The organism is Bradyrhizobium genosp. L (assembly GCF_015624485.1).
GTDB lineage: Bacteria > Pseudomonadota > Alphaproteobacteria > Rhizobiales > Xanthobacteraceae > Bradyrhizobium.
Genome location: NZ_CP061378.1, coordinates 94,139 through 120,573, shown reverse-complemented (window position 1 = coordinate 120,573; position 26,435 = coordinate 94,139). Strand labels below are relative to the sequence as shown.

The window sequence follows — 26,435 nt, the reverse complement described above, 5'->3', positions numbered from 1 at the left end:
TCATCCGGGCTACGAAGCTATCGCGGTCGACTCAGCAGATCGTCGGCAGTAGCCGCCGCACTTCATCGAGCAGATCCGGTACAGCCTTCGCGTCGTTTGCGAGGTGCCTGAGCAGTGCGCTCTGGAACAGGCCGTCGAGCAGCGCGTAGAGCGCGGCAGGCGATGTCGCCGGCCGCTTGCCGCCGAGCTCGGCGTAGCGCGAGGCGATGCGCCAGATCATCGCTTCCAGGCTCTTGTCGATCTCGAGCACGTCCTTGCGGAACGCCGGCTCGAACATCGCCTGCGCGCGCAGATCGTACCAGAGCCGGTGCATGCTGGCTTCACCCTGAAGCGTTTCCGCAAGCTTGGCGAGAAAGCCTTCGGTCAGTTCGTCGCGGCTCTGCGCCGAAATCACCACCTCGTCGTAGCGCGTCACGCATTTCGCCTTGTAGTGGCGGACGCAGCAGCAGATCAGGTCGAGCTTGTCGCTGAAATAATAATGAAACACGCCGTGCGTGAACGCGGAGTTCTGCGCGATCTCGCGCAGGCTGGTGCGTGCGAAGCCGAGTTCGCCGAGCGTCTCCAGCGCGGCCTCCGCGAGCTCGAGCCGGCGCGCGTTGAATTTCTCGTCGCGCAGCTCCTCGGCCGCCACGGCCACGCGTTGGGCCGTTCCTGTCGCTTGCCGCGCCATCTCGTGCCGTGCCTCCGTCTCTTTCTTTGACCGACTTATACCGCGTCGAACGCGCGCTGCGCTCCACCCCTCACAACCATTGTCTTTGACACTTGTCAAATCTTGGCTTGACAAGTGTCAAGTTTCTGGACGAGGGTTGCCGAAACAAATTTGGACAGTCGTCAAGACGCCAATCAGGGAGGAATTGCATCGCCGGAGCGCCAATGCCGCGCTCCGCCGAAACCGGATCCGGCTGCCATCGCGCCAGGCGCGCGCAGTCCCCCGGCACCTGCTGCCAGCATCAATCAAAATCACCAGCAAGGGAGGATGACGTCATGAGTGGGAAGAGCCTCGAAGGCAGGAAAGCCCTGGTCACCGGCGGCGCAAGGGGGATTGGCGCGGCCATCGCACAGGCGCTGGCGCGCTCCGGCGCCGCGGTCATGATCGGCGACATTCTCGATGATGCCGGCAAGGCCAGCGCGGCGGAGATCGCCAAGGCCGGGGTGAAGACCGGCTTCGTCAAGCTCGACGTCACCGACGATGCGCAGTGGGAGCGCGCGGTTGCCGCCACCGTCGACACGCTCGGCGGCTACGACATCCTGATCAACAATGCCGGCATCGAGATCACCTCGCTGGTCAGCGAGATCAAGGCCGAGGATGCGCGGCGGATGTGCGACGTCAACATCGTCGGCACCGTGCTCGGCATGAAGCACGCCTTCCGCGCGATGCGGCCGAACGGGCTCGCCGGCAAGGGCGGCGCGGTCGTCAACATCGCATCGGTGGCGGCGACGATCGCCTTCCCCAGCATCGCAGTCTATTCGGGTACCAAATCCGCGGTCGACCGCATGACGCGGGTCGCGGCGATGGAAGCCGGCAAGCTCGGCTTCGGCGTGCGCGTCAACTGCATCTATCCCGGCCTGATCCCGACCGACATGGGCCTGCAACTCGCCAACGACATCGTCAGCATCGGGCTTGCGCCCGACGTCAATGCCGCGGTCGGCTCAGTGGTGGAGCAGACGCCGCTCGGCCGCCTCGCCGAGGTCAGCGACATCGCCGACGCCGCGGTGTTCCTGTGCTCGAACGATGCGCGCTTCATCACCGGCATCGGCCTGCCGGTCGATGGCGGCATGGGCATGTGAGCGGCAAGCCACAAACAACAATCATTCTGGAGGATCGCCATGAGCGAGAAGAAGCCCGTCATCGTCTACGGCGCGTCCGGCTACACCGGCCGGCTGGTCTGCGAATATCTGCGTGAGTACAACATCCCCTTCATCGCCGCCGGCCGCAGCGCCGAGAAGCTCGACGCCGCGATGAAGTCGAACGTGGCCGGCATCGAGACCGCCGATTACGAGGTGGTGAAGGTGCCGCACACCGTGGCCGCGCTGACCGAATTGTTCAAAGGCGCCTCGGTGGTGCTCAACACCGTGGGCCCTTTCGCCAAGTTCGGCGGCGAGGTGGTGCAGGCCTGCCTGGCTTCCAAATGCCACTACACCGATACGACCGGCGAGCAGGACTGGCTGATCACGCTCGAGCAGGAGTGGGGCACGAAGTTCGCCAATGCCGGCCTGCTGCTGGCGCCGGGCATTGCCCAGATGTACACCACCGGCGAGATCGCGGCGCAGCTGTGCCTGGAGACGCCCGGCCTCGATACGCTTGATATCGCCGTGTTCTGGGGCGGCAGCCCGACCATCGCCTCGACGCAGACCATCCTGGTCAACGCCGCGATGGCCAAGGCCTACTACCTGGAGCAGAACAAATATGTCGAGCATCAGCCCGATGCCGGCCTCTACAACCTCGCCATCCCCGGCCAGCATGAGCTGGCGCTGGCGCTGCCCTGGGGCGGCACCTCGCACCCGGTGTGGTTCAAGCGCGATCCGCGCGTGGCCAACGTGAAGGTGCTGGGCGGCGTCTTCAATCGCGGGCTGATGCAGGCTGTGCCCCAGATCGTCGCCGCTGCATTGGAGGCGACCAAGGACATGAAGCCCGACGAGCGCTACGCCGCGCTGGCGCAGACCGCCGCCGGCGTGATGAACACCATGCCACCGCGTGAGAACCCGCGCGTCAACAAGTCGATGGATTCGGTGCATGCCTCCGGCCCGCTCGGGCGCGCGCATTGCGTCATCAACGGCAACAGCAACTACAAGCAGACCGGCCTGATGCAGGCCTATGCCGCGGCGCACCTGCTGCAGCAGCCGCCGAAGCGCGTGGGCTTCGCCTCCGGCTGCCAGGCGTTCGGCCATCACGAACTGCTCGGGCAGTTGCGCAGTTTCGGACTCGTCAGCAAGCCGATCCTGACCGTGCAAGACTGAGCTTGAGCCCCGATGAAAATCGGGGCCAGGAATTCTCCTTTCGTTGCGTTTTCGTCACGCGAACCGATAGCGGCTTCGCTCGGAAACGCCTTCGCTGCGGGTGACGCGCCAGCCCCCGTCACCCGCAGCCAGCTTCGGGGTCGACCATGCGGTTCATCGACTACCTCGACAAGGGTGCCTCGCTCGGCGCAGATTCCCCTTGTCTCACCATGGACGGCCGCGACCTCAGCTATGGCGAGGTGCAGCGACTGAGCTATCGGATCGCGCGCGGGCTCGACCGCTCCGGCATCGCGCCCGGCGAGAAAGTCGCGATCCTCTCCGGCAATGATCCGCTCGCATTTGCCTGTGTGTTCGGGATCTCGCGTGCCGCCGCGGTGTGGTGCCCGATCAATCCGCGCAACGAGGCGACCGAGAACAAGTTCATCCTCGATGCATTCGATTGCAGCCTGCTGCTGTTTCATTCGAGCTTTGCGCCGATGGTCGAAGCTGTGAAGCAAGACCTGTCGAAGCTGCGGACACTGGTTTGCCTGGATCGAGAGCTGCCGTTCGCGCCGTCGTTCGATCGTTGGCTGTCCGGCCTCGTCGACGAGCCTTACCAACGCGAGCCGATCGACGATCTCGCAATGATCCCGGGCACCGGCGGTACCACCGGCAAGCCCAAGGGCGTGATGCTGTCGGGGCGCAACATCGAGGCGATGACCGCGCTGACCTTGATGGGCTATCCGTTCAAGGGCCGCCCGGTCTATCTCGCGCTGGCGCCGCTGACCCATGCTGCCGGCGTGCTGTGCTTTCCGGTCATGACGCTCGGTGGCCGCATCGTGATCATGCATCATCCGGATATCGGCGAGTTCCTCGACCTGATCGCGCGCTATCGCGTCACCCACACCTTCCTGCCGCCGACCGTGATCTACATGCTGCTCGATCATCCCAGGCTCGATGCGGCCGAGCTGAGCTGGCTGCAATGCTTCTGGTACGGCGCGGCGCCGATCTCGGCGACGCGGTTGGCGGAGGCGCTGAAGCGGATCGGCCCGATGGCGCAGCTGTTCGGCCAGACCGAGGCGCCGATGATGATTTCGACGATGGCGCCCGCCGAGCACTACAATCCCGACGGTTCGATCGCGATGCAGCGGCTATCGTCGGCCGGTCGGATCAGTCCGCTGGTGCAGGCCGGCATCATGGATGGCGACGGCAGGCTCTTGCCCACAGGCACGCGCGGCGAGATCGTGGTGCGCGGCTCGCTGGTGATGGAAGGCTACTACAAGAACCCGCAGGCCACCGCCGAGGCCTCGGCGCATGGCTGGCACCACACCGGTGACGTCGGCTACATCGATGCCGACGGCTATCTCTATATCGTCGACCGCGCCAAGGACATGATCATCACCGGCGGTTTCAACGTCTACTCGATCGAGGTCGAGAACGCACTGCGCGCCCATGAGGCGGTGCAGGATTGCGCCGTGATCGGGCTACCCGACGACAAATGGGGCGAACGCATCGTCGCCGTGGTGCAGCCCCGCGCCGGCCACACGATCGATGCGACGGCACTCGCCGCCTTCGTCAAGCAGCAGATCGGCAGCATCAAGACGCCGAAGCAGATCGAAGTCTGGAGCGATCTGCCGCGCTCCAAGGTCGGCAAGGTTCTGAAACCGGATATCCGCGCGCGGCTGACCTCGGCGCATTGACATCGCCTGGTCGCGCTGGAAGATTCCAAGGCCGTATCGTTGTCCATACGACCTCAGGGAATGATCGATGTCCCTCGACCCCCGCCTGTTGCGCACGCCCATCGACGTTCTTGCGTACGAACTCGCCGAGGAGAAGGCGTCCGCGCTCGGGCGCATGGGACGGGCGCTGGAACAGGCCCTCGCCAAACTGCGGGAGTTCGATTCTGCGCAATCGGACTCGGATGCATCGGTATCGCGAAAGCAGGTACGGCGCACCCTGGTGCGAGAGGCTGGCCACGCACTCTGGATGCTCGTGGTGCAACGCGAGGCCTGCGGCATGCGCGATACCCGCACTGTCATGCGCACCTACAATGTGCCGGGCGAGGTGCAGATGTGCATGACGCCAATCCTCACGTCATCGATGCCGGCCGGGAGGTAGCCGCACCCTTATGCCTAATGGCGGCTTAAAAATCAGGGTTAGCCAATCTTGAATGCTCAGCCTTTCTTAAGCATTCCATCCCATTTTGCTGGCGGTGAGGTCCGGCAGCAAGTTCGGGTTGTGTCCAATGAAAATGGTTTCGGTGGCGGCATTCGCTCTCGCATTCGTTCCCGGCTTCGCAATCGCCGCCGACATGCCCGATGTCTACCGAGCACCGCCAGTGCTGTGGTCATGGACCGGCTTCTATCTCGGCGGTCATGTCGGCGCCGGTTTGGGGAACTCATCCTTTTCCGATCCGGCGGGTGCATCGATCTATGGTGGCAGCGTGCGGACGCCCACGGCTTCCGGCGGCGGCCAGATCGGCTACAATTGGCAGGTTCCCAACAATGGCTTCGTGCTCGGTGTCGAGGCGGACGCCGAGTTCATCGGCGGCAATGGCAGCGGCACCTGTTTCGCATCATCGGGGTACTTCATCTCGGCGAATTGCCGCGTCCGGCCGGACAGCGGCGGCAGCTTCACCGGCCGGCTGGGTTACGCGGCGGGCACGGGTGGACGCACGTTGCTCTACGTCAAGGGCGGCATCGCCTGGCTCGACGAGAAGATCGACAGCACCACCAACGGTGTGCTGCCCTATGCGGTGACCAGCCTCGACGGCATGCGATGGGGCTGGACGGCCGGCGCCGGCGTCGAGCGGGCGCTGACGCCCGCCTGGTCGTTCCGGCTGGAATACGACTATGCGAAGTTCGGCGACGTCGGCATGGCCACGCCGACGAGCTTCCTGCAGGTGTTGCCGCCATCGCCTTTCGGCTATCTGCCGACCGCAAGCACCACGAGCAATGTCAGCCAGAATTTTCAAACCGTGAAGGTCGGCCTGAACTACAAGTTCGGCCAGGACATCGATGCGCGATGGCAGTCTCCCGAGCCCGACTATCATCTGAGGGGAACGACCGACGCGCCCGTCATTCCGGAGGCCGAAGTCGAGATCGGCGGCCGTGTCTGGTACAGCTCCGGCCGCTTCCAGAAAGATCTCGGCACCAGAGACTCCGCGACGATGCCGGGGCTCCTGGTATCGCGCCTGACCTATGACAGCACCGCAGCGACCGGGGAATTGTTCGGCCGCATCGACACGGCGTCGAACATCTTCGTGAAAGGCTTTGCCGGCGGCGGCAAGATCCTGTCGGGCAACATGCATGACGAAGATTGGGGCATCTTCGGTCTGACGGTGCCCTATTCGAACACGCAATCGACCCTCAGCGGCGACCTTGCCTATGGCACGTTCGACGCCGGCTATTCGCTGTTTCGCGGGCGAAGCGCCAATGTCGGCGGCTTCATCGGGTTCAACTATTACGAAGAGAACAAGTCGGCCTATGGCTGCCGTCAGATCGCCAATCAGTTCTCCGACTGCGTGCCGGCCATTTCCAATTCGACGCTCGGGATCACCGAGAACGACAAATGGTATTCGCTTCGCATCGGCGTCAACGGCGTCGTCACGCTCGCCGACCGGCTGAAGCTCACCGCCGATGCCGCCTACCTGCCGTACGTCGCGTTTCGCGGCATCGACAATCATCTGCTGCGAACCGACGTCTCCAACACGCTTTCGCCGGAGACCGGTGCCGGCCAGGGCGTCCAGGTCGAAGCGATCCTGTCCTACGCGGTCACCGACGCCTTCAACGTCGGTGCCGGCGGTCGCTATTGGGCGATGTGGGCGCCGAGCGCCAACACCAATCTGTTCGGCACGCCCTGTCCCTGCCAGTCGCTGCCGGTCAGCACGGAGCGCTATGGCGGCTTCCTCCAGGCCTCGTACAAATTCGGGCGGCTGTAGGCTTTCGCAAGCTGCGGTCAGAAAAAATGCGCGGGCCGCCTCGACCATCGAGGCATGCCCGCGCATCAGAATTCGCGGATGCTGAATTCAGCTTTGCGTCAGTGGACGCTGACGGCCTGTAGCTCGTTGCTCCAGGCGTTCGCGATCGCGGCTTCCTTGCTGTCGGTCAGCATGATCGGCGTGCCGTCGGCGGCGTGCAGCGCGAACAGCTTCAGGCCCGGCTCGAGGCTCGGGGCTTGCGGGAAGAGATCCGGCACGTCCTCGGAACGGACCTGCTTGACATAGGCAATATGGCCCTCGCCCAGATGGGCCAGCACTTCCGGCGTGACGGTCTCGGATTCGAAGATGATATTGGCTTCGCTCATGGTCTCGACTCCTCAGTCAGACAAGCGGTCGAGTCCGCTCCAGGTTTCTATTATTCGTGCTCATTGATAGCGATTGTCTTAACGACCCGTTCAGGTTCTGGCCTGGCGAGGTCGATCGACAACAGCCCGTTCTTCAGGTCCGCGCCCAGCACCTGCATCCCCTCCGCCAGCACGAAGGTGCGCTGGAAGTGGCGTGCGGCGATGCCGCGATGGATGTATTGCCGGGCCTTGTCATCCTGCTGGCGGCCGCGAATGACGAGCTGATTTTCCTCAATGGTTACATCGAGTTGGTCACGGGTGAAGCCAGCCACCGCGAGTGTGATGCGGAGCCGCTCGGGCTGCCCATTGGTGCGATCGCACCGCTCGATATTGTAGGGAGGATAGCCGTCAGCGCCCTTCACGACGCGGTCGAGCGCACGCTCGATCTCGTCGAATCCCAGAAGGAACGGACTGGACAACGATGGAACACGAGACATTACAAAGTCCTCTCGAAGCGACTTTGAGGGGCCCTTGCGGCGCCCCATGCAACCGGCGGGCCGTCTGGCCCTCCGGTCAGTGAAGGATATGGGGTGGTCTGGATAGCGTTCAAGCCGCTCTGAAACCAGCGCAAATGCCCCTCTGGCCGGAGCATGGCGCCGAATCCTTCCAGATCGGTTATGACCCCACCCGCTGGCGGCCATCGGCGGTAAAAAGATGCAGCTTGTCGCGTGGGGCGACCGCCCGGATCCGCTCGCCGATGGCGGGGCCGCTGATGCCGGGAACCCGGACGATCACCTCGCCCGGCGGCAGCTCGCCGGGGTTGGCAGCCACGCCCTTTTCGTCGCGCTGGCGGCTGCCATAGACGAAGGTCTCGGCGCCGACATGCTCGATCGCCTCGACGGTCAGGCCCAGCGCGACGCCGCCGGGAACACTCTCGCCGGTGATGACAAAATCCTCCGGGCGGATGCCGACGATGCCGGCACCATCGGCGGCTGCGATCTGCGACGTCAGCTCGTCCGAGCGCAGCGGCATCAGATTCATCGGCGGCGCGCCGATGAAGGAGGCGACGAAGGTGGTCGCCGGCCGCTGATAGATCTCAAGCGGGTTGCCGATCTGCTCGACCTGGCCGCCATTCATCACCACCAGGATATCCGCGAGCGTCATCGCCTCCAGCTGGTCGTGGGTGACGTAGATCGATGTGGTGTTGAGCCGGCGCTGCAATTTGCGGATCTCGACCCGCATCGCGATGCGCAGCTTGGCGTCGAGGTTGGACAGCGGCTCGTCGAACAGGAACACTTTTGGCTGGCGCACGATGGCGCGGCCCATCGCGACGCGCTGGCGCTGGCCGCCGGAGAGCTGGCGCGGCTTGCGCTCCAGCATCGGCGCGAGCTCGAGCACGCGCGCGGCCTCCTCGACCCGGGTCTTGATCTCGGGTTCGGCCATGCCGCGATTGCGCAGGCCGTAGGCCATGTTGTTGAAGACGCTCATATGCGGATAGAGCGCGTAGTTCTGGAACACCATCGCGATGTCGCGATCGGCCGGCTCGACCGCATTGACGATGCGGCCGCCGATGTCGATCTCGCCGCCGGTGATGGTCTCGAGCCCCGCGACCATGCGCAGCAGTGTGGACTTGCCGCAGCCGGAGGGGCCGACCAGCACGCAGAACTGGCCGTCGCCGACATCGACATCGACGCCCTTGATGGCCTCGAAGCCGCCGGGATAGGTCTTGCGGACGCTGCGCAGCGTGACGTTTGCCATGGGCTACTTTTCCGTCTCCACCAATCCACGCACGAACAGTTTCTGCATCGCGACGACGACGAACACCGGCGGCAGCATCGCGAGCAGCGCGGTCGCCATCACCACCGGCCATTCGGTCAGCGCGTCGGTGGTGGTGATCATCTTGCGGATGCCGACCTGGATGGTCTGCATGTCGTCACGCGTGGTGATCAACAGCGGCCAGAGGTACTGATTCCAGCCGAGGATGAACAGGATCACGAACAGCGCCGCCATGTTGGTGCGCGACAGCGGCAACAGCGTATCCCAGAAGAAGCGGAACGGTCCGGCGCCATCGATCCTCGACGCCTCCAGCAACTCATCCGGCACGGTCATGAAGAACTGCCGGAACAGCAGCGTCGCGGTGGCGGACGCAATCAGCGGCAGCGACAGGCCGGCATAGCTGTCGAGCAGATGCAGATCGGCGACGATCTTGTAGGTCGGATAGATGCGCACCTCGACCGGCAGCATCAAGGTGAGGAAGATGATCCAGAAGATCGGCATCCGGAACGGAAAGCGGAAATACACGATCGCATAGGCCGAGATGATCGAGATCGCGATCTTGCCGATCGCAATCGCCAGCGCCATGATCAGCGAGTTCAGCATCATGTTGAGCACCGGCTCGCGGGTCGAACCGCTCGTGCCGACGAACAGCGTCTGGTAGTAGGTCTCGAGGAAATGGCCGCCGGGCAACAGCGACATCTGGCCGTTGGCGATGACGGCATTGTCCTGGGTCGAGGCGACGATCGCGAGATAGACCGGGAAGGCGACGATCGCGATCCCGATCCACAATATGGCGTGAGCCAGATAACGCTGAAAGCCCTCTTCCTCGACCATCAGTAGGTCACCTTGCGCTCGACGAAGCGGAACTGGATGCCGGTCAGCACGATGACGATGACCATCAGGATGACGGATTGCGCCGCCGAGGAGCCGAGATTGCCGCCGAGCAGGCCGTCGCTATAGACCTTGTAGACCAGCGTCTCGGTCGCCTTGCCGGGGCCGCCGCGGGTCATGGTATCGATGATGCCGAAGGTGTCGAAGAAGGCGTAGACGATGTTGACGACCAACAGGAAGAAGATGGTCGGCGACAGCAGCGGGAAGATCACGGTCCAGAACCGCCGCATCGGACGAGCGCCGTCGATCGCGGCGGCCTCGATCACGCTCTTCGGGATGCTCTGCAGGCCTGCGAGGAAGAACAGGAAATTGTAGGAGATCTGCTTCCAGGCCGCAGCAAGGATGATCAGCATCGCCGCCTGGTCGCCGTTGAGCAGCGGATTCCAATCGACGCCCATGGCGCGCAGATAGCGCGCGAGCACGCCGAGCGAGGGGTGCAGCATGAATACCCAGAGCACGCCGACCACCGGTGGCGCGACCGCGTAGGGCCAGATCAGGAGCGTGCGATAGAGCGTCGAGCCGCGCAGCGGCTTGTCGGCCATCACGGCGAGCAGGAGTGCGAAGGAAAGTGAAGAGACCGCGATCGCGAACGAGAAGAAGAAAGTCCTGACGATCGTGGCGAAATAGGCGGGGTCCTTGAACAGTTCGAGATAGTTCTCGAACCAGACGAAGGTGGTGGAGAGGCCGAAGGCGTCCTGCAGCAGGAAGGACTGGATCACCGCCTGCGCGGCCGGCCAGTAGAAAAAGATCAGGACGATCGCAAGCTGCGGAGCAACCAGCGCGTAAGGCAGCAGCTTTGACTGGAAGATCGCTTGCTTTTGCATGATCTCGGGGAAATTGGCAGGCCGCGGGATGCGGCCTGCCGGTCTATCGTCTCAACGAAGGTCGTCTCAAGGCATCATGTCAGTGGACGGCGGTCTTTTCAAACTGCCGCAGCATCACGTTGCCCTTTTCGACGGCGGCGTCGAGCGCCTGCTTGGCGGTCTTCTTGCCGGCCAGCGCCTGCTCGATCTCCTCCGACCACATGTCGCGCAGCTGCACCATGTTGCCGAGACGCAGGCCGCGGGAATTCTCGGTCGGCGGCTTGTTGGTCAGTTCGAGCAGCGGGGTCTCGAGATAGGGCTGGTCCTTGTAGAAGCCCTCTTCCTTGGCTTTGGCGTAGGCCGCCTTGGTGATCGGCAGGTAGCCCGAGGCCTTGTGGATCCAGACTTGGCGGTCGGTGTCCGACAGGAAGGTCAGGAATTTGGCGACGCCCTTGTATTCCTCGGCCGACTTGCCGCCCATCACCCACAGCGAGGCGCCACCGATGATCGAGTTCTGCGGCGCGCCCTTGACGTCGGGATAATACGGCATCGGCGCCGCGGTGAAGTTGAACTTGGCCTGCGCCTTGACGTTGCCGAAGAACGCCGAGGAGGTGATGTAGATCGGGCATTCGCCCGAGGTGAAGCGGCCTTCGCCGGTGTTGGTGCGGCCGGCGTAGTCGTAGATCTTCTCCTTCTGCAGCTCGACCAGGTTCTCGAGATGCTTGACCTGCAGCGGGCCGTTGAACTCGAGCACGGTGTCGAAGCCGTCGAGGCCGTTGGCCTTGCTGGCGAGCGGCACGTTGTGCCAGGCCGAGAGCTGCTCGAGATTGACCCAGGTCACCCAGGAGCCGGAGAAGCCGCAGGTGGTGTAGCCGGCGGCCTTCAGCTTCTTGCCGTCCTCGAACACGTCCGGCCAGGTCTTCGGAATCTCGGCGATGTTGGCCTTCTTCAGCGCATCGAGATTGACCCACATCACCGTCGACGACGAGTTGAAAGGGAACGACAGCATCTCGCCCTTCGAGGTCGAGTAGTAGCCGGTGATCGCAGGCAGGTAGTTGTTGGGATCGAACTTCTCGCCGGCATCGGCCATCAGCTTGTAGACCGGTTTGACGGCGCCGGTGGCGGCCATCATGGTCGCGGTGCCGACCTCGAACACCTGCATGATGGCCGGTGCGTTGCCGGCGCGGAACGCGGCGATGCCGGCGTTCATGGTGTCGGCGTAACCGCCCTTGTAGGTCGGGATGACTTTGTAGTCGCTCTGCGAGGCATTGAAGTCGTTGGCGAGCTTGACGATGACGTCGTTATTGGCGCCGGTCATCGCGTGCCACCACTGGATCTCCGTCGCCGCGAGCGCGGGCGTAGCGCCGAAAGCCAGCGTAACCGCGACCGCCGCCGCAGCGCCAAAGTGCCGAAAAGCCATCAAAAACCCTCCCCTTGGGACCTGTCATCGAAGTGTTGTTGCGCCTAGCAGCGCCGGATGACGGCCAAATGACCCTATAAGCCACCCAATCGTAGGGGGGAAGGATGCTCCGGGGAAAGCGGTAAAAAAGGTGAAGCCGTTCAGTCGGCAGCGCGCGATGCAACGTCAGGCGCGACGTTGCACCGCATCGGCCCCGTAAGATTGCGGGGGTGGCTAGCGCTTGCGCGCGGGACCGCAGACCGCGCCTTTCTCAACCAGGCCGTTGATCTCGTCGATGGTGTAACCGAACTCGCCGAGCACTTCGGCCGTGTGCTGGCTGAACTTCGGCGGTGTGCGGCGCAGGTTCGGCTTGGTGCGTTCCATGCGAACCGGCGAAGCGACGCCCTTGTACCAATCCTTCTCGATGATGTCGCCGCGATGGATGGTATGCGGGTTGGTCAGCGCCTGGTCGATCTTCTGCACCGGTCCGGCCGGCAGTCCGGCAGCGAGCAGCCGGTTGCACAGCGGCTCGGCCTCGTGCTGACTGAATACCGCGGCGAGCTCGACACGCAGCGCATCGCGGTTGGCGATGCGGTCCTTGTTGCGGGCAAAGCGCGGATCGGTGCCGAGCTCCGGCTTTCCGATCTCCTTCGCGAGCTTGCGGAAGGTGCCGTCATTGCCGACGCCGATGAAGATGTTGTCGGTCTTGGTCGGGAAGATCGCGTAAGGGACGAGGTTCGGATGCTCGTTGCCGGTGAGCGACGGCGGCTTGCCATGCATGAAATAGTTCGCGGTGTGCGGATGCATGATCGCCAAACCTGTCTCGTACAGAGTGGTCTCGAGGAACTGGCCGAGGCCCGAGCGTTGCCGCTCCGACAGCGCCATCAGGATGCCGATCGCCGCATAAAGCCCGGTGGTGATGTCGACCAACGGGACGCCGATCCGCATCGGACCGCTCTCCGGCGAGCCGGTCGCCGCGATCATGCCGGTCATCGCCTGGATGATCGCGTCATAGCCGGGATTGCCGCCGCGCGGGCCGTCGGCACCGAAGCCGGAGATCCGGCAATGCACGAGGCGCGGAAATCTTGCGCGCAGCACCTCGTTGCCGATGCCCCATTTGTCGAGCGTGCCCGGCTTGAAATTCTCGATCAAGACGTCGGCGGTCTCGAGCATCTTCATTAGCACGGCGCGGCCGCCCTCGGAGGCGAGGTCGAGGCCGATCGAGCGCTTGTTGCGGTTGATGCCGACGAAATAGGCCGCGTCCTCCTCATGGAAGGGAGGGCCCCAGTCGCGCACTTCGTCGCCGGCCGGCGGCTCGACCTTGATCACGTCGGCGCCATGGTCGGCAAGGATCTGCGTGCAATACGGGCCGCCGAGCACGCGCGTCAGATCAATCACGCGCAGTCCGGTCATCGCGCCCGTCGCCGCTGGGGTATTCATGGAAAACAACCTTCGCTCTTGGGTTCGAAAAATGAGGTCCCAGAGCTAACGGTCTTCAGCCGGGGCAGCAATGCCCCCGTGTGCGCAGGCCCATGCGAACCGGCGTCTGAAAGCAAAATGGTCCGCCACGTTGCGCGGCGGACCATTGGTTGAGGCTCAATTTAGACGACGGTCAGCTTGACGTCGACATTGCCGCGGGTGGCGTTGGAATACGGGCACACATGGTGGGCCTTCTCGACCAGCGCTTCGGCCTCGGCGCGGGGCAGGCCGGGCAGGGAAACCGCGAGCTCGACGGCGAGGCCGAAGCCGCCTTCCGAACGCGGGCCGATGCCGACGGTTGATGTCACCGAGGTGTCGGCGGGAACCTTGGGACCACCCTGGGAGGCCACGAACTTCATCGCGCCGATGAAGCAGGCGGCATAGCCGGCTGCGAACAGCTGCTCCGGATTGTTGCCGGCGCCGCCGCCGCCACCGAGCTCCTTCGGGGTCGCGAGCTTGACGTCGAGTGCGCCGTCGAGGGTTGCCGCATGGCCGTCGCGGCCGCCGGTTGCCTTGGCACTGGTCTTGTAGAGCACGTTCACAGGCATGGTGATCTCCCAGGGGTTCGAACTTCGGGTTTGAATTCGACGGAGCATGTATTGCGCAAAACTATATTGTACACAATATGAATTATGCGGCCTCACATTTAATTGTTCGCAATTGAATCCGCGGTCCCGAGAGCCCAGAATGACCCGGAAACGAGATCGATTCGATGGGAATCATGGTCAGGAAACAGACGGCGGCCGACCAGGCGCTGCGGCTCGATAACCAGATCTGCTTTGCGGTCTATTCGACCGCGCACGCCTTCAACCGGGTCTACAAGCCGCTTCTGGACCGGCTCGGCCTGACCTATCCGCAATATCTGGTCATGCTGGCGCTGTGGGAGCGCGACGACGTGCCGGTGAAGGATCTCGGCGAACGCCTGTTCCTGGATTCCGGCACGCTGACGCCGCTGCTCAAGCGGCTGGAAGCCGCCGATCTGGTCAAGCGCACCCGCAGCACCGCAGACGAGCGGGTGATGCTGATCGCGCTGACTGCCCAGGGGCACGCGCTGCGGGAAAAGGCCAAGGCCGTGCCGCAGTCGATTCTCGCGGCATCTGCCTGCTCGGTCGGCGAGTTGCTGGCGATGAAGGACGAGATCGTGGCGCTGCGCGACCGGCTGAATGCGGTGCTGGGGGAGTAGGCGGCGGTTAGAGGCGCTTCTTGGTGAAAGCGCGGCCTGAGTGGCTCTTCAGGTATTTCTCGAATGCCAGAGCTTTGTACTTGTCTGGGAATGCGCAGTACCAGACGAGTCGCCACGGCCTGAACTTTGATGTGTGCGCGGATTTGCCGGCGTTGTGCTCGGGAAGCCGCCGCTTCAGGTCTTCAGTGGCGCCGATGTATTCCTGATCGGGGAAATTGATGCTGCGGATGATGTAGACGTACCACATTCGCATCCGCGCGGTTGGTCATCAGGATGCAGCTCTTGACCCGTCCGTCTTCGCCCTTCGGGCTACGCCGGACACCACGCTTCGCCCCTTCGGGCTACACGCGGCTGCGCCACGCGTAGCCCGAAGGGGCGAAGCGTGGTGGAGCCAGGCGGGATCGAACCGCCGACCTCTTGCATGCCATGCAAGCGCTCTCCCAGCTGAGCTATGGCCCCGTAAGTCTTCGGGATGATCCTGGGGATCACTCCCGGCCCGCGAGCCCTAGGCGACTCGCGAGGATGCACCCTTCACCACAGATCGGCGCCGATCTCAAGTCTCTTCGTCGCCGCCGACGTCACCAATGATGTCGGTGACGTCCTCATCGCCCTCTTCTTCGTCGGCGATGAAGGTCGAATCGTCGTCATCATCGTCCTCGATGGTCTCGTCGACCTCGATATCGTCCTCGGATTCGGGAACCACGGCCTTGACCTTGCCGGTGTTCTCCTCGGCATCGGCTTCCTCGAGCGAGACCGTCTCTTCGCTCTCGGCCGCCTCCGGCATTTCGGCTGCGGTCGCCGGCGAACTGACGGTGGAGGCGGCGCGGCCCCGCGGCGGGGCGACCGGCGCGATCGGCACCACCTCGCCGGTGTAGGGCGAAATCACCGGATTCTTATTGAGGTCGTAGAACTTCTTGCCCGTGGTCGGGCAAATGCGTTTGGTTCCGAGCTCGGACTTGGCCACGTGGTAATCCCAGAATTTCCTGAAAAGCGGTGCTTCACTTGGCTAGTTGAGAAGCACCTGTCAATAGCGGTTTGCGGGCATTTGACGGGCGCGTGACGCGGTGTTGCCTATGTGATACCTGCCGCGGCGCGAGAGGACACCATATTGGCCCATTCTGACACCCCAACCCCGCTGGAATCCCGCGCCTGCGGCCCCCTGGCCGGCAAGGTCCGCGTCCCCGGCGACAAGTCGATTTCCCACCGCGCCCTGATCCTGGGGGCGCTTGCGGTCGGCGAAACCCGCATTTCCGGCCTGCTGGAAGGCGAGGACGTGCTCAACACCGCCAAATCCATGCGCGCGCTGGGCGCCAAGGTGGAGCGAACCGCTCCGTTCGCCTGGTCGGTGTCCGGCGTCGGGGTCGGCGGCTTTGCCCAACCCGCCGCAGCGCTCGATTTTGGCAATTCCGGCACCGGTTGCCGGCTGGTGATGGGGGCGGTCGCCGGCTGCCCGATCGTGGCCACGTTCGACGGCGACGCCTCGCTGCGCACGCGGCCGATGCGCCGCATCCTCGATCCCCTGGAGCTGATGGGCGCCCGGACCAGCGACATCGGCGAGGGCGGCCGGCTGCCGCTGACCCTGCATGGCGCCCGTTATCCTGTGCCGCTCACCTACAAGACCCCAGTCGCCTCGGCCCAGATCAAGTCCGCCGTGCTGCTGGCGGGCCTGTCGGCCCCCGGCACCACGACGGTGATCGAGCAGGAGGCGAGCCGCGATCATACCGAGCTGATGCTGAAGCATTTTGGCGCCGACATCACGTCGGCGAAAGAAGGCAGCCACGGCCGCAGGATCACGCTCGAGGGCGAGCCCGAGCTGCACGGCGCCAATGTCGTGGTGCCGGCCGATCCGTCGTCGGCCGCATTCCCGATCGTCGCGGCGCTGATCGTCGAAGGCTCCGATGTCCTGTTCTCCGACGTGATGACCAATCCGCTGCGCACCGGCCTGTTCGCCACGCTGCGCGAGATGGGCGCCGCGATCGAGGAGAGTGCGGTGCGCGGCGATGCCGGTGAGCCGATGGCGCAATTGCGGGTGCGTGCCTCGAAGCTCAGGGGCGTCGAGGTGCCGCCGGAGCGCGCGCCGTCGATGATCGACGAATATCTGGTGCTGGCGGTCGCCGCCGCCTACGCCGAAGGCACCACGATCATGCGCGGGCTCAAGGAGCTGCGCGTGAAGGAATCCGATCGTCTCGAAGCCACCGCCGACATGCTGCGCGTCAACGGCGTCAAGGTCGAGGTATCCGGCGACGATCTGATCGTCGAGGGCCGCGGCCATGTTCCCGGTGGCGGCCTCGTCGCCACCCACATGGACCATCGCATCGCGATGTCCGCGCTGGTGATGGGCTGCGCCGCCGATCGACCGGTCAAGGTCGACGACACCGCGTTCATCGCCACCAGTTTTCCGGATTTCATCCCGATGATGCGCTCGCTTGGAGCTGATTTCGCATGAGGCTCGCGCGATGACAGCAGCCTTCGGCCGCGACGCGCTGCTTGACGCCTTCGATCGAATCGGGCGCGCCGCGGCGCAGGCCGGAACCAGGCTGCAGATCGCGGTCTATGGCGGCTCGGCGTTGATGTTGGCAAGCAACTTTCGCGTTGCCACCGAAGATGTCGATGTATCCAAACTGGAACATCCGCTGCCGGAATGGTTGGCGAGGGTTGTGACGGACATCGGAGGAGACAATGGCTGGCGGGACGATTGGTTCAACGACGGAGTCGCGCTTCACCTAAGTGGGCTAGCTGATCACGCTGCCGATCACCTCGAGTTTGGGACGTTTCCGCGCGATGGGACTTCGGCGGGGCTCGTGGTGTCCGTCCCTTCGGCGGAGTATCTATTGGCGCTGAAGCTAAAAGCATTCCGGATCATGGACCCGGTCCGTGGCGAGACCGAGCGTTTGGACATCCTCAACCTGATGCAGGTGGCGGGTGTCACGACTGTCGAGGATGCGATCGCTTTGCTGGGTCGATATTTTCCGGTTAGCGCCGCGTCATCGGAGAAGCAGCGATTCCTGCTGAAAAATATGAATCGCGGAGGAGCCGCAGATGCGCCCGAATACCCTCGCAGCGGCGGTTGACAGCATCCTGGGCGGCTCGCCGCAGGATGTTGCGTTGGCCGGATTTGTGGATAGCTTCGACCTGGCGCTGAGCGATCAGGATCGCTATGCCATCATTCAGGAAGAGCCGAGGCTCACGGGCGATACCAGGCTCGATGCCCTGGTCGGTGGCATCGCCGAATATCTCGCAAAGCAGCGCCGACTCGGGCGTGTACCGCCGTGGGTGGGCGGGCCCGCGCGTCGGCTGGACAGGCCATGGTTTACTGTGACATCTCCAACCGACGCGATGCGCGAATTCCTGACTTTCAGTAGTCCCGCGGAATTCGCCTCCCGCAACATCTTCACCGAGGAGCGGCCGCTGCGGCGGGCCCGCGGCCTCGCACAAACCGACATATAGGACGACATGATTATCGCCATCGACGGACCCGCGGCCTCGGGCAAGGGCACGCTCGGCAAGCGGCTCGCACATCACTATGGGTATCGCCATCTCGACACCGGCGTGATCTATCGCGCGGTGGCTTATGCGATGATCGAGGCCGGTGCCGATCTCAACAATGAGGTGCTGGCGGTGGCTGCGGCGCTGGAGCTCGATCCGGAAAAGTTCGGCAATCCGGTGCTGAAGACCCAGAAGGTCGGCGATGCCGCCTCCGTGGTCTCGGCAATCCCGAAGGTGCGCGAGGTTCTGATCAATTTTCAGCGCCAGTTCGCGGCCGATCCGCCGGGCGCGGTGCTCGACGGCCGCGACATCGGCACCGTGATCTGCCCGGATGCCGACGTGAAGATCTTTGTGATTGCCGATCCCGAAGTACGGGCGCGCCGGCGTACGCTGGAGGCCCGCGCCCGCGGCGAGGATGCTGACGAAGCGGCGGTGCTGGCCGACATCATCAAGCGCGACGAGCGCGACAAGAACCGGGCGATCGCGCCATTGCGGCCGGCGGCGGACGCCCTCACGCTGGACAATTCCAATCTCGACATCGAGGCCGGCGTCCGCGCCGCCATCGCCATCGTCGAGGCGGCTCGCGCCAAGCGCTGAAAAAGCGCTGAGCTCTGGACGGCGTAAAAAAGAGCGCGATGGCAAGGCCATCGCGCTCCGGATCCGGATTGATCTTTGGATCAGTTCTTCGACCAGTAGCGGTCGAACGGCAGTTCCTGGTCGGCCATGCTCAGAACCGGCTGCACCGTGTCCGCCGATGCAACTTGCTCGGTCGTAACAGCGCCGGGCATCGCGGCAAGGGCATTTCCGAGCGTCGCGGCCACGATCGCGGTCACAGCCAGCATCACAACGTTTTTCATTGGTTCGTCTCCCCGTTTTTGACCGGGCCATCGTGTCCCGAGCAGCTTAAGGGCTGGTTCCGACCCCTTCATCCGCGGGGCATTTCAGGCAGCGCGGTCAATGCGGCGTTGCCATTATGGGTTTCCGGATGGTGACCAGGGCTCCGGGAGCCTTAATCGCCCGTAAATCGGCCGTTTCTGCTTGCCGAAATGGGGGCCCGGGGCTATATCAGCGCCGTCCGGACCAACCATCGACCCTGTCGAGGCTGTGTCTGAAGCGGGCCGGTGTTGGGTCTTAACCCTTGCCGCATCTGGAGGAACGCCCGCTCCCAGGTCTTGAAGTCGATACTTCGTTTCAGGTCCGGATCATCAAAACGTACCGAACGTGCAGTCCTGCTGCCGGCCCGCTGTTGCGCCTCCCGCAACGAGCGGTCGTCAGGGTTTGCGGACCCTGACACTTCACGCGTGGTGCGCCCATCAACCCGAACGGCCGGCGAGATCCCGCATCTGGAGAACAAATGGTTTCGAATTCTGCTGCTTCCTATAATCCGACCCGCGACGATTTCGCGGCGATGCTTGATGAGTCCTTTGCCGGCGGCAATCTGCAGGAAAGCTCGGTCATCAAAGGCAAGGTTGTTGCGATCGAGAAGGACATGGCCGTCATCGACGTCGGCCTGAAGACCGAGGGCCGCGTCGCGCTGCGCGAATTCGCCGGCCCCGGCCGTGATAGCGACCTGAAGGTCGGCGACACCGTCGAGGTGTTCCTCGACCGGATCGAGAATGCGCTCGGCGAAGCCGTGCTGTCGCGCGACAAGGCGCGCCGCGAGGAGAGCTGGGGCAAGCTCGAGAAGGCGTTCCAGAACAACGAAAAGGTCAACGGCGTCATCTTCAACCAGGTCAAGGGCGGCTTCACCGTCGACCTCGACGGCGCGGTCGCCTTCCTGCCGCGCTCGCAGGTCGACATCCGTCCGATCCGCGACGTCGCGCCGCTGATGAACAACTCGCAGCCGTTCCAGATCCTCAAGATGGACCGCCGCCGCGGCAACATCGTGGTGTCGCGCCGCACGGTTCTCGAAGAGACCCGCGCCGAGCAGCGCCAGGAGCTGGTGCAGAACCTCGAAGAGGGCCAGGTGATCGACGGCGTGGTCAAGAACATCACCGATTACGGTGCGTTCGTTGATCTCGGCGGCATCGACGGCCTGCTGCACGTCACCGACATCGCCTGGCGGCGCGTCAACCACCCGACCGAGGTGCTGACGATCGGCCAGACCGTGAAGGTCAAGATCATCAAGATCAACCACGAGACGCACCGCATCTCGCTCGGCATGAAGCAGCTGCTGGATGATCCGTGGCAGGGCATCGAAGCCAAGTACCCGCTGGGTGCCCGCTTCACCGGCCGCGTCACCAACATCACCGACTACGGCGCGTTCGTCGAGCTCGAGCCGGGCATCGAAGGCCTGATCCACGTCTCCGAGATGTCGTGGACCAAGAAGAACATGCACCCCGGCAAGATCGTGTCGACCTCGCAGGAAGTCGAGGTGCAGGTGCTCGAAGTGGATTCGGTCAAGCGCCGCATCTCGCTCGGCCTCAAGCAGACCATGCGCAATCCCTGGGAGGTCTTCGTCGAGAAGTTCCCGGTCGGCTCCACGGTCGAGGGCGAAGTCAAGAACAAGACCGAGTTCGGTCTGTTCCTGGGTCTCGACGGCGACGTCGACGGCATGGTCCATCTTTCCGACCTCGACTGGAAGCTTCCGGGCGAGCAGGTCATCGACAACTTCAAGAAGGGCGACATGGTCAAGGCCGTGGTGCTCGATGTCGATGTCGAGAAGGAGCGCATCTCGCTCGGCGTCAAGCAGCTCGAAGGCGACCCCTTCGCGGAGCCGGGCGACGTCAAGAAGGGCGCGGTCGTAACCTGCGAAGTGCTCGAGGTGAAGGAAAGCGGCATCGAGGTCCGGATCTCCGGCACCGAGTTCACCACCTTCATCAAGCGGTCCGAGCTGGCCCGTGATCGCAACGACCAGCGCGCCGAACGGTTTGCCGTCGGCGAGAAGGTCGATGCCCGCGTCATCCAGTTCGACAAGAAGGCCCGCAAGGTGCAGGTCTCGATCAAGGCGCTGGAAGTCGCGGAAGAGAAGGAAGCCATCGCGCAGTACGGCTCCTCCGATTCGGGTGCGACGCTCGGCGACATCCTCGGCACCGCGCTGAAGAACCGCGGCACCGACAAGTAAGCGTTCGCTCAATCGCGCGATCAAGGCCCCGACGAAAGTCGGGGCCTTTTTCGTTGGTGTGTGGCCGGTAGCCGGGATGGAGCCAAACTGTCTTCGCCTTTCCCCTGAAAGGGGGAAGGTCGGGGGTCAGCCACGGACGCGGCTCTGTGAGGAGAGAGCGGATCCCCACCCGCTTTGCTCTGACGAGCAAAGCGACCCTTTTCAAGGGGAGGTGCGGGCCTTGTTTTCTTCATATTGCATCGCAATTGATGTATCTGGCTAAGTTGATAGTGACGCTGCGACTGCAAAACGCGCCCATTATTCCTGGAGAAATTCGATGTCGCTGGATTCAGACGTGATCGTCGATCGCCGCCGTATCAGGCGCAAGCTGACGTTCTGGCGCGTCACCGCCGCGCTGGTCGCGATCGCGGCGATCCTCGGCGTCGGCCTGATCGCGTCGGGCGGACGCGGGGCATTCGCGACCTCGAACGCGATCGCGCGCATCAATATCGAGGGGCTGATCCGCAGCGACCAGGAGCGCGTCGAGGCGCTCGAGCGGCTCGAGAAGTCGAACTACGCGGCCGTCATCGTGCACATCAATTCGCCGGGTGGCACCACCGCAGGCTCCGAGCAGCTCTATGACTCGCTGGCGCAGCTGAAGGCGAAGAAGCCGCTGGTCGTGGTCGTCGACGGCCTCGCCGCCTCGGGCGGCTACATCACGGCGATCGCCGCCGATCACATCGTCGCGCAGCAGACCTCGCTGGTCGGCTCGATCGGCGTGCTCTTCCAGTTTCCGAACGTTTCCGAGCTGCTCAAGACCGTCGGCGTGAAGATGGAGGAGATCAAATCCTCGCCGTTGAAAGCGGCGCCGAACGGCTTTGAACCGACCAGCCCGGAAGCGCATGACGCGATCGATTCGCTGGTCAAGGATTCCTATGCATGGTTCCGTGGATTGGTGAAAACGCGGCGCGGCATGGACGACGCGTTGCTGGAGAAGGTCGCCGATGGGCGCGTCTTCACCGGCCGGCAGGCGGTCGATCTCAAGCTGATCGATCAACTGGGTGACGAGAAGACCGCGATCGCCTGGCTGGTCGCGGAGAAGAAGATCCCGAGCGAACTGCCGGTCCACAATTACAAGCTCAATCCGCGCTTCGGCGACCTCACTTTCTTGCGCACGGCGGCCTCGATCACGCTCGATGCCTTCGGCCTCGAGGCCATTGCGCGCCGGATCGAGCAGGGCGGCATGGCCTCGGCGGTCGACCGGTTCGGGCTCGACGGCATGCTGGCGCTGTGGACCCCCGCCGGAACCAATTGATCGACGCGAAAGGCGTGGCCATCGCGGAATTCCCGCTGGGCGGGAATCAGCGGATGCCCCAATCGGGCTATTTGTCACGTCATTTCGCGGCGCCCTAAATCGATTTAGCGTCTTGACAGTGCAGTGTATTTTCACGGAAATGGACTTCCGCAAGAGCCGGGATCCCATTTTCGATGATCAAATCCGAACTTGTTCAGCGTATCGCCGAGCACAACCCGCATCTTTATCAGCGGGATGTCGAGAATATTGTGAACGCGATTCTCGATGAGATTGTCGCGGCGCTGGCGCGCGGCGACCGTGTCGAGCTCAGAGGTTTCGGCGCATTTTCGGTGAAGCATCGCCCGGCGCGGGCCGGCCGCAATCCGCGCACCGGCGAGCATGTGCCGGTCGATCAGAAGAGCGTGCCGTTCTTCAAGACCGGCAAGGAAATGCGCGAGCGTCTCAACCGCGAAGGCGGTGAGGCGGAAGCGGCCCATGCCGATGCGCCCAAAGCCGATGCGTAGAGGCTGACGCGTAAGAGACGACGTCAGTTGCTGCGGACCGTGTGCCCGCGCTTTCTCGATCTGACTTGAGAGATGGTCATGCGAAAGTTTCTCACGGCAGTGGTCGTCATCCCGCTCGCGCTGATCTTCATCATCTTCGCGGTTGCCAACCGTCACTTCGTGACGGTCTCGTTCGATCCCTTCAATTCGACGACACCGCTGATTGCCGCGACGCTGCCCCTGTTCGTCGTCATCATCACCTCCGCGATCCTGGGCGTCATCGCGGGCGGCATGGCGACCTGGCTCCGGCAAGGGCGCTGGCGCCGCGCCGCCCGGCAGCACGAGGCTGACGCCCGCCACGTCCGCGCCGAGCTCGCCGACCTCCGGGCTGCGAGCTCCCGGGACGACGCACAGCGCCGGCCGGCGCCGGCCCAGCTCGGCTTTTACGGGCCCAACGGGCGAGACAAGCAGGGCGCGACGTTGTAGAACCCGCCCCGTCGGAGCGGGGCGCAGCCTTGGCTCCAGCCGCCTGAAAAGCCATTCGAACAGACGCCGTCTGAGAGACCATGTCCCTGCTTGTCAAAATCTGCGGCCTGTCCACGCGCGAGACGCTCGACGTCGCGCTCGAGGCCGGCGCCGACATGGTCGGGTTCGTGTTCTTCCCGCCGTCCCCCCGGCATATCACCCTCGAGGTCGCGCGCGACCTCGGCCGCCACGCGAAGGGGCGGGCGGTGAAGGTGGCGCTGACTGTCGACGCCGACGATGCGACGATCGAAAACATCATGGAGACGCTGCGGCCCGATATCTTGCAGTTGCACGGCAAGGAAACCACCGCGCGGCTGCGTGACATCAAGCAGAAATTCGCTCTCCCGCTGATGAAGGCGCTGCCGGTCGAGACCGCCGCCGATCTCGCGGCGCTGGCCGGCTATGCCAGCGTCGCCGACCGCATCCTGTTCGACGCCCGCGCGCCAAAGGATGCGACGCGGCCGGGCGGGCTCGGCGCGACATTCGATTGGCACGTCCTGGAAAATCTCGATCTGGCGTTGCCCTACATGGTCTCGGGCGGGCTGCATGCCGATAATGTCGCCGAGGCCATCCGCGTCACCCGCGCCGGCGGCGTCGACGTCTCGTCGGGCGTCGAGCGCGCCCCCGGCGTCAAGGATCCCGAATTGATCCGCGCCTTCGTTCGCGCCGCGCGCGCAGCCCAAGAATTCACACCAGAACTGGCGGTTCGATGAATCAAAACCTGCCCAATTCCTTCCGCAGCGGTCCCGACGAGCGCGGGCATTTCGGCATCTTCGGCGGACGCTTCGTCGCCGAGACGCTGATGCCGCTGATCCTCGATCTGGAAAAGGCCTATGCCGAGACCAAGGCCGATCCGTCGTTCCAGGCCGAGATGAACGGCTACCTGAAGGACTATGTCGGCCGGCCCTCGCCGCTGTATTTCGCCGAGCGGCTCACCGAGCACCTCGGCGGCGCAAAGATCTATCTGAAGCGCGAGGAGCTCAATCACACCGGCTCGCACAAGGTCAACAACGTGCTCGGCCAAATCATGGTCGCGCGCCGCATGGGCAAGAAGCGCATCATCGCCGAGACCGGCGCCGGCCAGCATGGCGTGGCGACGGCGACGCTGTGCGCGCGCTTCGGCCTCGAATGCGTGGTCTATATGGGCGCCGTCGACGTCGAGCGGCAGCAGCCGAACGTGATCCGGATGGAGATGCTCGGCGCCAAGGTGGTGCCGGTGCAATCGGGCGCGCGCACGCTGAAGGACGCGATGAACGACGCGCTGCGCGACTGGGTCACCAACGTGCACAACACGTTCTACTGCATCGGCACGGTCGCGGGCCCGCATCCCTATCCGATGATGGTGCGCGACTTCCAGTCGGTGATAGGCGACGAGACGCGCCGGCAGATGCAGGAGGCCGAAGGCCGCCTGCCGGATTCGCTGGTCGCCTGCATCGGCGGCGGCTCCAATGCGATGGGTCTGTTTCATCCGTTCCTCGACGATCCCTCGGTCGAGATCTTTGGCGTCGAGGCAGCAGGCCACGGGCTGACGCAGTTGCACGCGGCGTCGCTCGCGGGCGGCCGCCCCGGCGTGCTGCATGGCAATCGCACCTATTTGTTGATGGATGCCGACGGCCAGATCGAGGAAGCACACTCGATCTCGGCCGGCCTCGATTATCCCGGCATCGGTCCCGAGCATGCCTGGCTGCACGAGACCGGCCGCGTGACGTATCTGTCGGCGACCGACGAGGAGGCGCTGGCCGCCTTCCAGCTGCTGTCGCGTCTCGAGGGCATCATCCCCGCACTGGAATCCGCGCACGCCATCGCCAAACTGTCGGAGCTCGCGCCGAAGCGGCCGAGGGATCACCTGATGGTGGTCAACCTCTCCGGCCGCGGCGACAAGGACGTGCCGCAGGTCGGCGACATCTTGAAGGGCAGGAAGAAGTGACCACCCGTATCGACGCACGCTTTGCCGAACTCAAGCAGCAAGGCCGCTCCGCCTTCGTCACCTTCGTGATGGCCGGCGATCCCGACCTGAAGACGTCGCTCGACATCATCAGGGCGCTGCCGAAGGCCGGTGCCGATATCATCGAGCTCGGCATGCCGTTCACCGATCCGATGGCCGACGGTCCGTCGATCCAGGCCGCGGGCCTGCGCGCGCTGAAAGGCGGCATGACGCTGCGGAAGACGCTGCAACTGGTCCGCGACTTCCGCAAGGACGACAACGCGACGCCGATCGTGCTGATGGGCTACTACAATCCGATCTATATCTACGGCGTCGACACGTTTTTGGCCGATGCGAAAGCCGCCGGCGTCGATGGCCTGATCATCGTCGACCTGCCGCCGGAAGAAGACACCGAGCTCTGCATCCCCGCGATGAAGGCCGGGTTGAACTTCATCCGCCTGGCGACGCCGACCACCGACGACAAGCGCCTGCCGGCGGTGCTCGCCAACACCTCGGGATTTGTCTATTACGTCGCGGTCACCGGCATCACCGGCAGCGCGGCGGCCGATTCGAAGGTGGTCGGCGAGGCCGTGGCCCGCATCAAGCGCCACACCGAGCTGCCGATCTGTGTCGGCTTCGGCATCCGCACGCCGGAGGCGGCGCGGGCGATCGCGGAACGGGCCAACGGCTCGGTGGTCGGCACCGCGCTGGTCGATGCCCTCAAGGGCGCGCTCGACGCCGAGGGACGCGCCACGGCCAGGACCGTGACCGCGGTGGCGGACCTGGCGGCCGCACTGGCCCAGGGCGTCCGGGGCGCCAGACAGGCCGCTGAATAAGCCATAATTTGCGGCAACAAGGCCGCGAACGGCGGCTTGCCGGCCTCTCGCCGGCCCGCCATATATGCCATC

29 protein-coding genes and 1 tRNA gene are annotated in these 26,435 nt (G+C 64.2%); 17 read left to right on the top strand and 13 right to left on the bottom strand.

Annotated elements, in window-relative coordinates; genetic code table 11:
• Positions 1-31: 31 nt before the first annotated feature.
• Positions 32-637, bottom strand: a complete 606-nt coding sequence (locus tag IC762_RS00525; protein ID WP_246801380.1) for a TetR/AcrR family transcriptional regulator — start codon at positions 635-637, stop codon at positions 32-34.
• 347 nt (positions 638-984) lie between these two features.
• Between IC762_RS00525 and IC762_RS00520 the strand changes: the two genes are divergently transcribed.
• The 5 genes from IC762_RS00520 to IC762_RS00500 all read left to right on the top strand — a co-directional run bounded on the left by IC762_RS00520 (position 985) and on the right by IC762_RS00500 (position 6,877).
• On the top strand, positions 985-1,788 hold the full coding sequence (locus IC762_RS00520; RefSeq protein ID WP_195786725.1) for an SDR family NAD(P)-dependent oxidoreductase: 804 nt from the start codon (positions 985-987) through the stop codon (positions 1,786-1,788).
• Between the two features lie 39 nt (positions 1,789-1,827).
• Positions 1,828-2,958 carry a DUF5938 domain-containing protein gene (locus tag IC762_RS00515; protein ID WP_195786724.1) on the top strand — a complete coding sequence of 377 codons (1,131 nt, stop codon included), beginning with the start codon at positions 1,828-1,830 and terminating at the stop codon, positions 2,956-2,958.
• A 146-nt stretch (positions 2,959-3,104) separates the two neighbouring features.
• Positions 3,105-4,637, top strand: a complete 1,533-nt coding sequence (locus IC762_RS00510) for an AMP-binding protein (protein ID WP_195786723.1) — start codon at positions 3,105-3,107, stop codon at positions 4,635-4,637.
• Positions 4,638-4,704: 67 nt separating this feature from the next.
• Positions 4,705-5,055, top strand: a complete 351-nt coding sequence (locus IC762_RS00505; RefSeq protein WP_195786722.1) for a DUF6665 family protein — start codon at positions 4,705-4,707, stop codon at positions 5,053-5,055.
• Positions 5,056-5,182: 127 nt separating this feature from the next.
• Positions 5,183-6,877, top strand: coding sequence for an outer membrane protein (locus tag IC762_RS00500; protein ID WP_195786721.1), 1,695 nt, complete (start codon positions 5,183-5,185; stop codon positions 6,875-6,877).
• Between the two features lie 98 nt (positions 6,878-6,975).
• Here IC762_RS00500 and IC762_RS00495 read toward each other — a convergent pair whose 3' ends face one another.
• The 8 genes from IC762_RS00495 to IC762_RS00460 all read right to left on the bottom strand — a co-directional run bounded on the left by IC762_RS00495 (position 6,976) and on the right by IC762_RS00460 (position 14,117).
• Positions 6,976-7,242, bottom strand: a complete 267-nt coding sequence (locus IC762_RS00495; protein WP_195786720.1) for a DUF1150 family protein — start codon at positions 7,240-7,242, stop codon at positions 6,976-6,978.
• A gap of 50 nt (positions 7,243-7,292) precedes the next feature.
• Positions 7,293-7,718 carry an Hsp20 family protein gene (locus tag IC762_RS00490; RefSeq protein WP_092120814.1) on the bottom strand — a complete coding sequence of 142 codons (426 nt, stop codon included), beginning with the start codon at positions 7,716-7,718 and terminating at the stop codon, positions 7,293-7,295.
• 178 nt (positions 7,719-7,896) lie between these two features.
• Entirely contained in the window at positions 7,897-8,979 is a 1,083-nt protein-coding gene (locus IC762_RS00485; protein WP_195786719.1) for a sn-glycerol-3-phosphate import ATP-binding protein UgpC, read from the bottom strand.
• Between the two features lie 3 nt (positions 8,980-8,982).
• The gene (gene ugpE / locus IC762_RS00480; protein ID WP_195786718.1) at positions 8,983-9,831 is read right to left on the bottom strand and encodes a sn-glycerol-3-phosphate ABC transporter permease UgpE; all 849 of its coding nucleotides are present in this window, start codon (positions 9,829-9,831) and stop codon (positions 8,983-8,985) included.
• The gene (gene ugpA, locus IC762_RS00475) at positions 9,831-10,712 is read right to left on the bottom strand and encodes a sn-glycerol-3-phosphate ABC transporter permease UgpA (protein WP_195786717.1); all 882 of its coding nucleotides are present in this window, start codon (positions 10,710-10,712) and stop codon (positions 9,831-9,833) included. The genes ugpE and ugpA overlap by 1 nt, the downstream gene beginning before the upstream one ends.
• A gap of 79 nt (positions 10,713-10,791) precedes the next feature.
• Positions 10,792-12,111 carry a sn-glycerol-3-phosphate ABC transporter substrate-binding protein UgpB gene (gene ugpB, locus IC762_RS00470; RefSeq protein ID WP_195786716.1) on the bottom strand — a complete coding sequence of 440 codons (1,320 nt, stop codon included), beginning with the start codon at positions 12,109-12,111 and terminating at the stop codon, positions 10,792-10,794.
• 213 nt (positions 12,112-12,324) lie between these two features.
• Positions 12,325-13,530: a CaiB/BaiF CoA transferase family protein gene (locus IC762_RS00465; RefSeq protein ID WP_246801378.1), complete on the bottom strand. Its 1,206-nt coding sequence runs from the start codon at positions 13,528-13,530 to the stop codon at positions 12,325-12,327.
• Positions 13,531-13,691: 161 nt separating this feature from the next.
• Positions 13,692-14,117: an organic hydroperoxide resistance protein gene (locus IC762_RS00460; protein ID WP_195786715.1), complete on the bottom strand. Its 426-nt coding sequence runs from the start codon at positions 14,115-14,117 to the stop codon at positions 13,692-13,694.
• 173 nt (positions 14,118-14,290) lie between these two features.
• Between IC762_RS00460 and IC762_RS00455 the strand changes: the two genes are divergently transcribed.
• A complete protein-coding gene (locus tag IC762_RS00455; protein ID WP_195786714.1) occupies positions 14,291-14,752 on the top strand; it encodes a MarR family winged helix-turn-helix transcriptional regulator in 462 nt (153 codons plus the stop codon).
• Between the two features lie 7 nt (positions 14,753-14,759).
• Here the strand turns inward: IC762_RS00455 and IC762_RS00450 are convergent, their stop codons facing one another.
• From IC762_RS00450 to IC762_RS00440, 3 genes are all read right to left on the bottom strand, one after another.
• Positions 14,760-14,999 carry a GIY-YIG nuclease family protein gene (locus IC762_RS00450; protein WP_195786713.1) on the bottom strand — a complete coding sequence of 80 codons (240 nt, stop codon included), beginning with the start codon at positions 14,997-14,999 and terminating at the stop codon, positions 14,760-14,762.
• Between the two features lie 136 nt (positions 15,000-15,135).
• A tRNA-Ala gene (locus tag IC762_RS00445) sits at positions 15,136-15,211 on the bottom strand.
• A gap of 94 nt (positions 15,212-15,305) precedes the next feature.
• On the bottom strand, positions 15,306-15,716 hold the full coding sequence (locus IC762_RS00440) for a TIGR02300 family protein (protein WP_195786712.1): 411 nt from the start codon (positions 15,714-15,716) through the stop codon (positions 15,306-15,308).
• A gap of 144 nt (positions 15,717-15,860) precedes the next feature.
• On the opposite strand from IC762_RS00440, the gene aroA reads away from it, so the two are divergent.
• The 4 genes from aroA to cmk are packed head-to-tail and all read left to right on the top strand — an operon-like array spanning position 15,861 to position 18,835.
• Entirely contained in the window at positions 15,861-17,198 is a 1,338-nt protein-coding gene (gene aroA / locus IC762_RS00435) for a 3-phosphoshikimate 1-carboxyvinyltransferase (RefSeq protein WP_195786711.1), read from the top strand.
• A gap of 10 nt (positions 17,199-17,208) precedes the next feature.
• Positions 17,209-17,823: a hypothetical protein gene (locus IC762_RS00430; RefSeq protein ID WP_195786710.1), complete on the top strand. Its 615-nt coding sequence runs from the start codon at positions 17,209-17,211 to the stop codon at positions 17,821-17,823.
• Entirely contained in the window at positions 17,792-18,199 is a 408-nt protein-coding gene (locus IC762_RS00425) for a hypothetical protein (protein ID WP_195786709.1), read from the top strand. Before IC762_RS00430 ends, IC762_RS00425 begins: the two co-directional genes overlap by 32 nt.
• 6 nt (positions 18,200-18,205) lie before the next feature.
• Positions 18,206-18,835 carry a (d)CMP kinase gene (cmk, locus tag IC762_RS00420; RefSeq protein ID WP_195786708.1) on the top strand — a complete coding sequence of 210 codons (630 nt, stop codon included), beginning with the start codon at positions 18,206-18,208 and terminating at the stop codon, positions 18,833-18,835.
• A gap of 80 nt (positions 18,836-18,915) precedes the next feature.
• On the opposite strand, the gene IC762_RS00415 is transcribed toward cmk, so the two are convergent.
• The gene (locus IC762_RS00415) at positions 18,916-19,095 is read right to left on the bottom strand and encodes a hypothetical protein (protein WP_195786707.1); all 180 of its coding nucleotides are present in this window, start codon (positions 19,093-19,095) and stop codon (positions 18,916-18,918) included.
• A gap of 497 nt (positions 19,096-19,592) precedes the next feature.
• Here IC762_RS00415 and rpsA point away from each other — a divergent pair, with 497 nt between their 5' ends.
• The 7 genes from rpsA to trpA all read left to right on the top strand — a co-directional run bounded on the left by rpsA (position 19,593) and on the right by trpA (position 26,363).
• Complete coding sequence (gene rpsA / locus IC762_RS00410) at positions 19,593-21,302, top strand: 30S ribosomal protein S1 (protein ID WP_195786706.1); 1,710 nt, start codon at positions 19,593-19,595, stop codon at positions 21,300-21,302.
• Between the two features lie 316 nt (positions 21,303-21,618).
• Positions 21,619-22,596 (top strand): signal peptide peptidase SppA, encoded by a 978-nt coding sequence (gene sppA / locus IC762_RS00405; protein ID WP_195786705.1) that lies wholly within the window; start codon positions 21,619-21,621, stop codon positions 22,594-22,596.
• A 173-nt stretch (positions 22,597-22,769) separates the two neighbouring features.
• Positions 22,770-23,099: an integration host factor subunit beta gene (locus IC762_RS00400; RefSeq protein WP_195786704.1), complete on the top strand. Its 330-nt coding sequence runs from the start codon at positions 22,770-22,772 to the stop codon at positions 23,097-23,099.
• Between the two features lie 78 nt (positions 23,100-23,177).
• Positions 23,178-23,564, top strand: a complete 387-nt coding sequence (locus tag IC762_RS00395; RefSeq protein ID WP_195786703.1) for a LapA family protein — start codon at positions 23,178-23,180, stop codon at positions 23,562-23,564.
• Positions 23,565-23,644: 80 nt separating this feature from the next.
• A complete protein-coding gene (locus IC762_RS00390) occupies positions 23,645-24,316 on the top strand; it encodes a phosphoribosylanthranilate isomerase (protein WP_195786702.1) in 672 nt (223 codons plus the stop codon).
• Complete coding sequence (gene trpB / locus IC762_RS00385) at positions 24,313-25,530, top strand: tryptophan synthase subunit beta (RefSeq protein WP_195786701.1); 1,218 nt, start codon at positions 24,313-24,315, stop codon at positions 25,528-25,530. The genes IC762_RS00390 and trpB overlap by 4 nt, the downstream gene beginning before the upstream one ends.
• Entirely contained in the window at positions 25,527-26,363 is an 837-nt protein-coding gene (gene trpA, locus IC762_RS00380) for a tryptophan synthase subunit alpha (RefSeq protein ID WP_195786700.1), read from the top strand. Before trpB ends, trpA begins: the two co-directional genes overlap by 4 nt.
• The last annotated feature ends 72 nt before the right edge of the window (positions 26,364-26,435 follow it).